General features: G+C 31.5%; 11 protein-coding genes. 5 read left to right on the top strand and 6 right to left on the bottom strand.

Going from position 1 to position 12,425, the window contains the following annotated elements; all coding sequences use genetic code 11:
• Positions 1–54 precede the first annotated feature (54 nt).
• Positions 55–534: an Lrp/AsnC family transcriptional regulator gene (locus HM984_RS01115; RefSeq protein ID WP_092443151.1), complete on the top strand. Its 480-nt coding sequence runs from the start codon at positions 55–57 to the stop codon at positions 532–534.
• 68 nt (positions 535–602) lie between these two features.
• On the top strand, positions 603–1,115 hold the full coding sequence (locus HM984_RS01110; protein ID WP_179347773.1) for a DinB family protein: 513 nt from the start codon (positions 603–605) through the stop codon (positions 1,113–1,115).
• On the opposite strand, the gene aroB is transcribed toward HM984_RS01110, so the two are convergent.
• Complete coding sequence (aroB, locus tag HM984_RS01105; protein WP_179347772.1) at positions 1,112–2,182, bottom strand: 3-dehydroquinate synthase; 1,071 nt, start codon at positions 2,180–2,182, stop codon at positions 1,112–1,114. The two genes, HM984_RS01110 and aroB, sit on opposite strands and share 4 nt — an antisense overlap.
• 99 nt (positions 2,183–2,281) lie before the next feature.
• Between aroB and HM984_RS01100 the strand changes: the two genes are divergently transcribed.
• Positions 2,282–3,454 (top strand): proline dehydrogenase family protein, encoded by a 1,173-nt coding sequence (locus HM984_RS01100; protein WP_179347771.1) that lies wholly within the window; start codon positions 2,282–2,284, stop codon positions 3,452–3,454.
• 96 nt (positions 3,455–3,550) lie between these two features.
• Here the strand turns inward: HM984_RS01100 and HM984_RS01095 are convergent, their stop codons facing one another.
• The 4 genes from HM984_RS01095 to HM984_RS01080 are packed head-to-tail and all read right to left on the bottom strand — an operon-like array spanning position 3,551 to position 9,784.
• On the bottom strand, positions 3,551–5,929 hold the full coding sequence (locus HM984_RS01095; RefSeq protein WP_179347770.1) for a GumC family protein: 2,379 nt from the start codon (positions 5,927–5,929) through the stop codon (positions 3,551–3,553).
• 26 nt (positions 5,930–5,955) lie between these two features.
• Complete coding sequence (locus tag HM984_RS01090; RefSeq protein WP_179347769.1) at positions 5,956–6,732, bottom strand: polysaccharide biosynthesis/export family protein; 777 nt, start codon at positions 6,730–6,732, stop codon at positions 5,956–5,958.
• A 35-nt stretch (positions 6,733–6,767) separates the two neighbouring features.
• A complete protein-coding gene (locus HM984_RS01085; protein ID WP_179347768.1) occupies positions 6,768–8,663 on the bottom strand; it encodes a polysaccharide biosynthesis protein in 1,896 nt (631 codons plus the stop codon).
• Complete coding sequence (locus tag HM984_RS01080) at positions 8,657–9,784, bottom strand: DegT/DnrJ/EryC1/StrS family aminotransferase (RefSeq protein WP_179347767.1); 1,128 nt, start codon at positions 9,782–9,784, stop codon at positions 8,657–8,659. The genes HM984_RS01085 and HM984_RS01080 overlap by 7 nt, the downstream gene beginning before the upstream one ends.
• A gap of 396 nt (positions 9,785–10,180) precedes the next feature.
• Here HM984_RS01080 and HM984_RS01075 point away from each other — a divergent pair, with 396 nt between their 5' ends.
• Together HM984_RS01075 and HM984_RS01070 are read left to right on the top strand one after the other, a co-directional pair.
• Positions 10,181–11,152, top strand: a complete 972-nt coding sequence (locus HM984_RS01075; protein ID WP_179347766.1) for an ATP-grasp domain-containing protein — start codon at positions 10,181–10,183, stop codon at positions 11,150–11,152.
• Positions 11,136–11,792, top strand: a complete 657-nt coding sequence (locus HM984_RS01070; protein ID WP_179347765.1) for an HAD family hydrolase — start codon at positions 11,136–11,138, stop codon at positions 11,790–11,792. Before HM984_RS01075 ends, HM984_RS01070 begins: the two co-directional genes overlap by 17 nt.
• Positions 11,793–11,801: 9 nt before the next feature.
• Here HM984_RS01070 and HM984_RS01065 read toward each other — a convergent pair whose 3' ends face one another.
• The gene (locus tag HM984_RS01065) at positions 11,802–12,422 is read right to left on the bottom strand and encodes a sugar transferase (protein WP_115808763.1); all 621 of its coding nucleotides are present in this window, start codon (positions 12,420–12,422) and stop codon (positions 11,802–11,804) included.
• Positions 12,423–12,425 lie beyond the last annotated feature (3 nt).

The raw sequence follows: 12,425 nt of genomic DNA, 5'->3' as shown, positions 1-12,425 counted from the left end.
TAATTGTTAATGTAAATATTCTATTTTTGCGTTTAGTTTAAAGATATTATAATTATGGCAAAGTTTAAATTAGATGAAGTTGATCACCAAATTCTCGATATGCTTATCGATAATACGCGTATTCCTTTCACAGATATAGCAAAAAAATTACTAATCTCTGCAGGTACTGTTCATGTACGTGTAAAGAAAATGGAGGAAGCTGGTATTATTATGGGGTCGTCTTTAACATTAGATTACCAAAAACTCGATTATTCATTTATAGCTTATGTAGGCGTTTTTCTTCAAAATACATCACAAACTAAATTTGTTTTAGAGCGTATTTCGGATATTCCTTATGTAACGGTGGCACATATCACCACAGGGAAATTCAATATTTTCTGTAAAATTAGAGCAAAAGATACAATGCATGCTAAGGATATTATCTTTATGTTAGATGATATTGATGGTGTCTATAGAACTGAGACTATGATTTCGTTAGAAGAGAGTCTTAATGATAAAAAACGTTTGATGCATACCATTTTTAATGAATTGTAATCAAAATAACATATTTTAATAACGGCCCTTAGTTACTATGATTAAGGGCTTTTTTTATTTGAATTATTATGAACTCTATAAAAGTATCAGAATACAACCCTTATTATAAACCCTATATTGATGCAGTAAATAAGGATTTAGGTATTGTTGAAGGATTGAAGCAAAATTTAGAAGATGTAGTTTCTTTTTATTCTAATATTCCAAAGGAAAAGCATAGTTATGCCTATGCTGAAGGGAAATGGACTATAAAAGACGTATTACTTCACATTATAGATACTGAACGTATTTTTGCGTATAGAGCTTTACGAATCGCTAGGCAAGACGGCACACCTCTTGCGGGGTTTGAACAAGACGATTACGTTGTGCATGCAAATGCAGAAAAGCGTACTATGGAAAGTTTGTTAGAGGAATATAGAACTGTACGGCAAGCAACAATTACATTGTTTAGTTCATATGATACAGATACATTACTTTTTATTGGTGAAGCCTCTGGCTTTCCTGTTTCCGTTAGAGCAATTGGTTATATTATAATGGGCCATGAAAATCATCACCTCAAAATTATAAAGGAACGCTATCTTTAATTCGCGTAATAATCAAACGCTTCTAAAATCAAATCATTACTAACTACGCAATCTAGTTTTGGTTTTCCAATAGCTTCAAGAAGTACAAATTTTACCACACCATGACTGTTTTTCTTGTCGTATTTTAATAATTCGATGATATGTTGTTGATCTGCTTTAGTGATTTCAACTTTAGAAAACGTTTTTAAAATGCCTTTAGTAATTGTATCTAAAGAATCGTTGTTTAAACCGGTAATTTTAGTGGATAAATAAGTTTCTAAAATCATACCTACAGCAATAGCTTCGCCATGAAGTAATGGAGTTTTATCTGCATTTTCCATGAAATAACTTTCTATAGCATGCCCTAAAGTATGTCCGAAATTTAAGATTTTTCTTAAGCCTTGTTCGGTAGGATCAGAAGTTACTACTGTATTTTTAATAACAATTGAATCGTAAATTAAGCGGTCTAAATCAGAAAGATCTAAATTTTCGAGATGTGTTAATGTATTCCAATAAGCTTCATCATAAATTAATCCATGTTTTAGCATTTCGGCAAAACCAGAAACCATTTCGTTTTGAGGAAGTGTATCTAAAAAAGACGTATCCACTCCGACCATTACGCCTTCATTTATAACTCCTACTTGATTTTTTAAAGACCCTAAATCAACTCCTGTTTTTCCGCCAACAGAAGCGTCTACCATTGCTAATAAAGAGGTTGGTATGTTTATGTAGGTTATGCCGCGCATATAGGTACTTGCGACAAAGCCACCTAAATCTGTTACGACACCGCCACCTAAATTGATTAATAAACTTTTGCGATCGGCATTATACTCTGATAAAGCTTCCCAAACACCAGTACAAATATCAATAGATTTGTGTTCTTCTCCATTTGGCATTTCCATAACTTCAATAGCTATGTCGCCAGATTCTATGCGCTCTTGGAACTTTGGCAAACAATAATCGTGTGTGTTTGTATCTACCAAAATAAATATCTTAGACGGTTTTGCTGTTTTAATGTAGTTATTAAGTTCTGTGTAAACTTCAGAATTAAAGTGTACTACGGCGTTTTTTGTTGAAATAGATTCCATAATTAATATTGTCTGCAAAATAGGATGTGAAAATACTTCCTTTTTAGAAAAAAAAGTAAGACTATAATAAATATATTTGCATTTATATTCTTTTAGCTAATGATAAATCGTTCACTCTTTGAGGACACAGGCACAGCATTTACTTTAAAATCTGATTCAGAATTAGATCGTGCCTATTTTTTATTTAAGATGATATCATCTGAACCTTTGGTTCGGATTGGTACTATAGTGACAAATTTTGCATTGAAAGCACATCTGCCAGTAGAAAAATTAATACGGGCAACAGTGTTTGATCATTTTTGTGGAGGTGTTAATGAAGAGGATTGTTTGCCTGTAATAGATAAATTATATACAGAAGGAGTTAGCTCTGTTTTGGATTATTCTGTGGAAGGTAAAGCCGAGGAAAATCAATTTGATAATGCTTTAGAGAAAATATTAAAAATCATTCGTTTTTGTGATGACAGAGAAGCGATGCCAATTGTTGTCTTTAAGCCTTCTGGTTTTGGACGCTTTATGTTATATCAAAAGAAGACCGAAGGAGTCGCGTTAACAACTGAGGAAGACGCTGAATGGGGTAGAATAGTAAACCGTTTTGATACTGTTTGTAAACTCGCTAAAGAAAAAGACGTTGAAGTTTTAATTGATGGTGAAGAAAGTTGGATGCAAGATGCAGCTGATGATTTGGTAGAAGAAATGATGCGTCGCTACAATAAAGATGTCACTATAGTATATAATACGTTACAATTGTATCGTTGGGATCGATTAGATTATTTAAAAGATTTACACCAACGTGCTAAAGAGAATGGGTTTAAAATAGGCATGAAGATTGTTCGTGGTGCTTATATGGAAAAGGAACGCGATCGTGCATTAGAAAAAGGATATGACTCTCCGATTTGTGAAAACAAAAAAGCAACAGATGATAATTTCAACGATGCATTGAATTATATTCTCAATAATTTAAAAGATATTTCTGTCTTTATTGGTACACATAATGAAGCCAGTTGTTTTTTAGCTATGGATCTTATGGAAACACATAAGATCGCCAAGCAGGATAATAACGTTTGGTTTGGACAATTATATGGTATGAGTGATCATATTAGCTTTAATTTGGCGGCTCAAGGTTATAATGTCGCTAAATATATTCCTTTTGGCCCTGTTAAGGATGTGATGCCTTATTTAATTAGAAGGGCAGAGGAGAATACATCTGTTTCTGGGCAGACTAGTCGTGAGTTAACTTTGTTAAAGACGGAGAAGCGGAGGCGGAAGTTGTAGAAATACAATTATTAAAAATATTAAATTAAAAAACCACTAATATTACATTAGTGGCTTTTTTTTGTTTTGATAACTTAACAGTAATGAGTATTTGAACTAAGATTTTCCAAATTGATACCATTTCTTTTTTTTGTTTGGGTTGTTGCCATAGCCGTAACCATAGCCATAGCCTCCGTAACCTTTTTTTCCAGCACTAACACCATTTAATAGCATGGTCATGTTGGGTAGTCTTTTTTCTGTGTATAATGGTAAGGCTACATGTTGTAATAAACGACTATCAATATTATCTGCTCCAACGACATATATAAACATATCTGCCAAAGACGAAATAAGCAAAGTGTCACTAACTATACCTACAGCAGAAGTGTCAGCTATAATGTAATCGTATTTAGACTCAAAATAATTAAATAGTTCTTCAACTCTATCGCTCATTAATAACTCCGATGGATTTGGTGGAATTGTGCCACAGGGAATTATATCAAGTAATTCATTATCGAAGTGTTTAACTATTATGGCATCGGGTTTAATTGACTTATCAGCAATATAATCGGTAAGCCCTTGTTTTGAATGTTCTTTGTAATTAAGATATTCTAGTATTTTTGGAACGCGAATATCTGTTTCTATTAATAGAACAGATTTTCCAGAATTAGCTATCGAAAGAGCTAAATTAGTACTTGTATGAGATTTACCTTCTTGTGGTACAGTAGAGGTAATGAATAGTTTTTTAGAACGACCTTTAATATTTTTAAGAATAAAGTCTATGTTAGATTTTACTATTCTAAAAGCTTCAGCTTTTGGAGAGTAATCTACTTTTTTTACTAATTTTTGTTTTTTAGAAGTTCTAGGGATATCGCCCAAATATGGGATGTCTAATAATTGAACTAAATCCTTTTTTTGATAGATTTTACTGTCTAATATATCTATTAAATAAATAAAGCCTATTGGTAATGAGAGTCCTAAAATTAGGGAGGCAAGATATATAATTGTAGTGTTAGGGGAAACGGGTTTATTTGATGAGTAGGCACTATCTATAATTTTAGCATTAGGCGAATACATTCCTAGCCTTATGGCTGATTCTTCACGTTTTTGAAGTAGGTACAGGTATAGAGATTCTTTAATATCTTGTTGTCTTTTTATATCTCTAAATTGTCTTGCTTTTGTGGGAGCGGAATATAGTTGCCCTTGAACTCTAGCATTATCTCTATTTAAGCTATTTAATGTAAGTTCGGAGGTTTCTTTAATATTGTTTAAGGAATTTTTTAAGTTTGATTTTAAGGTTTCTATTTGGTTATTTAATTGTATAACAACAGGGTTTTTTGAGCTAGAGCTATTAAGTATGCCATCTCGTCTCGCTACAAGCTCGTTATGAGTTCTAATGACTTGTGAAGTGTTAGAGTCACCAATCCCTAAATCAGAAGGTAACATGTCGTTACCGCTATTAGGGCTTTCTAACTCTTCTTGTAAATATGATACCAACTCAATGTTGTTGGCCGTTTGTGATATTTGAGATTGAAGTTGCTGCCCTGTTTGAAGGTTAATGTTGTCTTGAGAGTTTAAAGCTGTAAGATTATTCTTTTTTTGAAGTTGCTCTGCTGTGTAATCTACTTTTTCTAATTCTTCTGATACTTGTTGAAGTCTATTATTAATAAAATCTGAAGTTATTTTTACAACAGCATCTTTGTCATTTAGAACATCTTTATTATACTCGAGAATAAGCTGATCTAAATAATCGACGGCTTTCTGACTAACGGTTGAATTGAGTTCCAAATTAATAACACTAGATCCTTTTCCTGTACTTAATTTTACACTTTTTGTGTAGCTATTTACAACACTTGAAATTGGACTGATGGTAATTTTAAGACTACTTCCAACTATTGGTTCGTAGCTGCCAATATTTGGAGTAATTACGATACCTCCATAATTAGTTTCTACTTTACTTCCAAAAGCATAAACTACACCGTCGGAGTCATTTCTGTCTATGAGTGATTTTCCATCGTTATTAAACATAATAAATTCTGTAGGAGACTTTACTTTTATATAGATTGTTGTCTTAACGTTGTCAATTATAGAATCATTTTCAAAAAAACTAACTCTAATAGGGGGATTTACATAAATTTCTTTTTCTTTTATTTTACCCTGTGTAAAACAACGAATATTTAATTTTAAGGTTTTAATGATATTCTTAGCAATGGAACGCGATTTTAATATGCTTATCTCATCTTTTATCTTATCAGTTCCTTGTGAGAATAAACCCTCGCTACCAAGATCTTCTATGCTTGGTAATTTAGTTGATTGCTTTTCGTCCTGAATCTTTATAGTCGCATTAGCCTTATATTCATTTGTGGCATAACGTAAATAAGTATATCCAAGAAAAACACTAACAATAACCGTAAGCGAAATTCCTTTCCAATATGAAAGAAACAGTTCGACTTTTTGTTTTATATCTGAAGTTATTGAATTAGTTTTCGATTCCATAAAAAAATATTAAAAAAAGAGTAAGGTTATTTTACTAAAAACACTGCTAAAATAGTTGTTAGGGTACCTATAGCTGAGATAAGTACTGAGTTATTCTGATTATATGTAGACGAACGAATTCTGGCTTTATTCGGTTCTACGTATATTACATCGTTTTGTTGTAAGTAATATAAAGGTGAATTTATTGTTTTAATTGATGTTAAATCAATGTTAGCAAACTTCTTTTTTCCATCCACCTCTCTTATTAATAGTATGTTTTTCCGTTTTCCGAAAATGGTTAAATCATTTGCAAGTCCAAGTGCTTCAATTAATGTGATTTTTTCATCTTGTATCGTATACATTCCAGGAGTAGAAACTTCACCTAGAATTGTAACTGTAAAATTAGACAATCTAACATTAACAATTGGGTCATTAGCATATTCACTGATTCGTTCGGTTAGCATTTTTGTCAACTCTGTTCTCGTTAAACCACTAATTTTAATAGTTCCCAAAACAGGAAAATCTATATTGCCATTATAATCTACTAAATAAGTTTGAAGCTGAAGACTTCCTTGTATTCCTGTAAGGTTTTTACTGTTGTTTGGTGCTACAGTTAGATTAAAAGGAGCAACTGTTTCTTGAACAAATGCAGAAACGTTTATTGTTAAAATATCGTCTGTCTTATACCTTAATTGAGTTGGTTCAGATATTAATTCTCCTTCTTGAAGGATTTCGTCTTGAAAATAAGCTATATTTTTACGTGATGCGCATGAAGTGATCGTTACAATTACTAACATTAAAATTAATAGAGTGCGTATTTTCATTTGAGTCGTGTTATCGGTTAATTGAAAAATTTAATTTATTTTTTTATATCTAACACTTCATATGTTGAGTTGTTAGAGATGTATTCTGGTATTAAATGCTTTATCAAAGATACAATTTCTAAGGGCTGTGTTAAAGAATTTATTGCTGTGAGATTATTAATTTGTTTTTCGATATTACTAATATCCACATATCTAGATTTTGCAATCATAATTTTATCATGATACGTTTTTTTAGTATTCTCCCCATCTGCAAGAAGCTCTTCATAAATCTTTTCACCAGGTCTTAAGCCTGTTATTTTAATATCGATATCTTCAGGATATCTTAGTCCAGATAAAATAATCATGTTTGTCGCTAGACTAAAAATCTTTATTGGCTCCCCCATATCAAATACAAAAATTTCACCACCATTACCCATAGCTGCAGCTTCTAAAACTAATTGACAGGCTTCAGGAATGGTCATAAAATATCGCGTAATATCTTTGTGAGTTACTGTTAAAGGTCCTCCCTTGTCTATTTGCTTTTTAAATAAAGGGATAACAGATCCATTAGAACCTAAAACGTTACCAAACCTTGTTGTTATAAATTTTGTATGCCCTTTTCCTTTTAGGCAACTGACATAGAGCTCAGCAATACGCTTTGTTGCACCCATTACATTTGTTGGATTAACAGCCTTGTCCGTCGATATCAGTACAAATTTATCTACGCTATGTTTTACTGCTATATCTGCAACATTTTTAGTACCTCCAATATTAACACTAACAGCTTCAAATGGGTTGTTTTCCATTAACGGCACATGTTTGTAAGCTGCTGCATGGAAAATTATTTTTGGTTTATAAAGATTGAATATTTGATCTATTCTCGTTCTGTTACGAACATCAGCAACAATAGCTTCAATATTTTCTAAGCCTTGTTGTCTAAATTCTTGTTGTATATCATAGAGTGCAGACTCTGCATTATCGACTAATATTAATTTTTTGTAGTTATATAAACTTACCTTTCTACAAATCTCACTTCCAATAGAGCCTGCAGCACCAGTTATTAAAATAACTTTATTGTCGTATTGGTCTTCTAAGTCAGGATTTTTTATATTAATTGGGTCTCTACCTAATAAATCTTCAATTTTAACTTCTTTTATTTGACCAACACTTAAGTCTCCATCTATCCAACTTTGAACAGGCGGTACAATTTTAACTTTAAGACCTAAAGAAAATAAACTCCCCGTAATTTGAAGCAGTCGGGTAGGGTCTATGTTTTGAATTGAAATTATAACGTCTTCGACATCATTGTTTTTAATGAAATCTTCTGTAATAGATTCAATACTATAAACTTTTAATAAGTTTATTTTTTTTCCAATTTTACGTTCATCATCATCAATGAAACCGACAACTTCTAATCCACTTTTGGTGTCATTTTGAATCGCATCGTAGGTTAACATGCCTGAATTTCCTGCTCCAAAAATTAAAACATTAGAGACTGATTGAAAATCTTGAGTTATATGGTTATAAATAGATTTGATAAATAGCTTAGCTCCAATGAGCAATAAGATATTTAATAATAAGTTAATATAAATAATAGATCCAGGTAAATTAAAAATACTGTTGTCACCTAGCATTTTTCTACTTAAAAACGTAAAAAATATTAGAATAGTAGCTAAGATATTTGCTCCAATAATAATATTTACTATGTCTTTAAATCCTGTGAATCTAACAACCCCCTTATATGATCCAACGGCAACAAAGCTAATAGCGGCAATAACTGCTACATAAGGAACTTGATTTAATAGGTTTATGAAATCAAAATCTATCTGAAAATTATATCGTATTAAATAGGCCAAGAAAAATGAAGCTATTACTATTATTATATCGAATAATAGTACGAGCCATTTTGAGGCATATTTTTCCGATATTTTATTCAGAAGTTTAATTAACATGTTACAAAATACGAATTTATCGCTGAAACTATTCTTCCTAATTCATTATCAGTAAGATTTGATCCGCTAGGCAGACATAAACCTTTCTCAAATAACTCATCAGAAACACCATTAAGGTAACTAGGGTACTTTTCAAAAACTGGTTGTTGGTGCATTGGCTTCCACAGCGGTCTAGACTCAATATTTTCTTTCTCTAATGCCAGCCTTAAACCTTCTCGAGTCTCTTTAGAATCTAAGAGAATGCAAGATAACCAACGGTTAGAAAAATAGCCTTCTGGTTCTTGTAAAAAAGTAATCTTGTTATTCTTTTTAAAAGCATCAAAATAAAATTGATGGTTAGAACGGCGTTTGGCAACATGACTATCTAATATTGTCATCTGCCCACGACCAATACCAGCAACGATATTAGACATTCTATAATTATATCCAATTTGCGAGTGTAAATAATGTGGCGCATCATCTCTAGCTTGGGTTGCTAAAAATACAGCTTGTTGCTTTAGTGTCTTGCTTTTAGTGACTAAAGCACCTCCGCCTGAAGTCGTTATAATTTTGTTTCCATTAAACGATAATATTGAAAAATCTCCCAGCGTACCACAATTTTTACCTTTATATAAACTTCCTAAGGATTCTGCACTGTCCTCTACAACGGGTATGCTATATTTTAAAGCAACTTCATTAATCTGATCAACCTTATAAGGCATACCATATAAATGTACAGCAATAATAGCTTTAGGTTTTACTCCTTTAGATATTCTGTCTTTAATCGCGATTTCTAGTTGCTCAGGACACATATTCCACGTGTCTCTTTCGCTATCTACAAAAACCGGAGAAGCTCCCTGGTAAACGATGGGATTAGCAGAAGCCGAAAATGTTTTGCTTTGGCAAATGACTTCATCCTCATTGCCAACGCCTAACATAATTAGACTTAAATGTAAAGCGGATGTCCCAGATGCTAATGCCGCAACATGTCGATTATCTTTAAGGTAAGATTCTAAATCGCTTTCAAAACCATTGACGTTTGGACCTAATGGTGCGACCCAATTGGTTTCGAAAGCTTCATTGATATAAGATAGTTCATTACCACTCATATGTGGTGATGAAAGCCATATTTTAGGTTTCATATGTAAAAATTGTTAAGTAATTATGCTATTACTATTCAATTTCATGTCATTAGAGGGATCTGGGACACGATCTAATTTAATAGGTAAATATGCGTTTTTATATCGGGTTAACCCTAATTAAAACGATTAAAAGCAGATAATTACGTTTTTTATTTTGGTAAAAGTAGTGAATATTATAATCCATTTGATGTATGATAATCTTTTGAATAATCTTAATCAGATAATTATGACAAAAACCTTATATTTGAGTTGCTTGTTTAAAAAATAACTAGATTTATAAATTGATATAAATTTAGATTTTTTATATCTTAATATTTTTTAAACAAGTATAGTATTAACTATGTTATCTTTATCAGCATTATAATATCGTTGAAAAATGTAATCTAAATTGATAAAATGAATATCTTAATTACTTCAGCAGGACGAAGAGTTTCGCTTATAAGATCCTTTCAAAAAGAATTAAAGAAAATAAATATAGACAGTAAGGTTTTTGCAACCGATGCTGACCCTGTTTTATCTGCGGCTTGCCAAATTGCTGATGACTTTTTTAAAGTCCCAAGATTAGATGCGCCTGATTATATTTCGGTTTTAATCAATTTGTGTAAAACACATAATATTTCTTTAATTATTCCTACGATAGATACTGAATTACTTGAGTTGGCAAAGACTAAAGAAAAATTTAAGCAAGAAGGTATAGAAGTTGTTATTTCGTCGGTTGATTTTGTTTCTAAGTGTAGAAACAAACGTGTAATACATCAATTTTTTGAATCACATAATGTGAGTGTGGCTAAAGAATACGAAAAATACAATTACAGTTTACCACTTTTTATTAAACCTATAGATGGAAGTAGGAGCGTTGATACGTATTTAATTAGAACAAAAGAAGAGCTAACAGACTATCATTTTAATAATGAAAAGCTGATGTTTTTAGAGTATATAGATCATGATGATTTTGATGAATTTACATGTGATTTATATTTTAGTAAAGATCATACCTTAAAATGTGTGGTGCCAAGAAAGCGGATAGAGGTTAGAGACGGAGAAGTTTATAAGGCATTGACAGTCAATAATGCTTTGGTTCCTTATATAAAGAACAACTTAAATAAAATAGAGGGGGCCGTTGGGTGTCTTACGGCTCAGTTTTTCTTGCATAAATATGATAATGAAAAAATTTATGCCATAGAAATTAATCCTCGTTTTGGTGGAGGTTATCCTTTATCATATTTATCTGGTGCTAATTTTACTAAATGGCTTATTGAGGAATATTTATATGATAAATCAATAGAAGAAAAATTTGATGTTTGGGAAAGTGATTTATTAATGATTCGTTATGATGATGAAGTTTTAGTACATGAATATAAAGATTAATGAAACTACTGTTGTAGTCTTTGACTTAGACGACACCTTGTATAATGAATTAGATTACTTGAGGTCTGCTTATAAGTCTATTGCAATATTTGTAGAGCCAAAGGATTGGAAAGCTTTGTATTCAAAGATGTTCTCATTATATAGATGTAAGTCTAATGTTTTTGAATTTGTTGCTAATACATATAAAATAGAAATAGGACATCTTGTAGAGGTGTACAGAAATCACCAACCAGATATTCAATTATTTGAAGGTGTTTTAGAAGTATTTGATGCTATAAAATCAAAAAACGGTAAAATAGGAATGATCACTGATGGTAGATCTAAAACGCAAAGAGCAAAGTTAGAGAGTTTAGGTATTTTAAATTATTTAGATAAGATTATTATATCTGAAGAAATAGGTTCTGAAAAGCCAAATTCAGCCAATTTTGAAGCTATCGAAAATGCTTTAACAGGCGCAGAATATTATTATATAGCAGACAATTTTAAAAAAGATTTTTTAGCACCGAATGCTTTAGGATGGAAAAGTGTTGCATTAATAGATAATGGCAAGAATATACATTCTGAATCACACATGTATATGGAAGCTAAACATCGACCAAAAGCCTTTGTGATTGATTTCAGCGATTTTAATATAAGCTAATTTTTTTATCTAAATTTCTGATTGCGTACCCATAAATTCGGGCATATCAAGATTCTCAGAATTGTTGATGTCTTTTCTATTTATTACTTTGTCTATAGTTTTTAGAATAATTCTAAAATCTAATTTAAATGATTGTTGCTCTACGTAATAAACATCATATTCAAATTTTTGCTCCCAGCTAATTGTGTTTCTTCCATTTACTTGAGCCCAGCCTGTAATCCCTGGTAAAACGTCGTGTCGTCTATTTTGTCTTTTATTGTAGCGATCTAAGTATATCGGTAATAATGGGCGTGGACCAATTAAGCTCATGTCTCCTTTAAGTATGTTGATTAATTGCGGTAGCTCGTCTAAAGATAATTTTCTGCATATAGCACCAATCTTTGTAACACGTTCCATTGCAGGTAATAAATTGCCATTGCTATCTGTTTTATCTGTCATGGTTTTAAACTTAATAATAGTAAATATCTTGCCTTTTTTGCCAGTCCGTTCTTGGTAGAAAAAAGGTTTGCCGTTATTAAGTATTAATAGACTGAAAACAATAAATAAAAACAAAGGAGCTATGATAAGAAGTCCTGTAAATGCAGCTAAAAAGTCAAAAATACGTTTTATGAATGTTCTGTATAGTTTCATGTT

It is taken from the genome of Winogradskyella pacifica, from assembly GCF_013403915.1.
Classification (GTDB): domain Bacteria; phylum Bacteroidota; class Bacteroidia; order Flavobacteriales; family Flavobacteriaceae; genus Winogradskyella; species Winogradskyella pacifica.
This window is presented reverse-complemented; position numbering and strand designations above follow the sequence as displayed.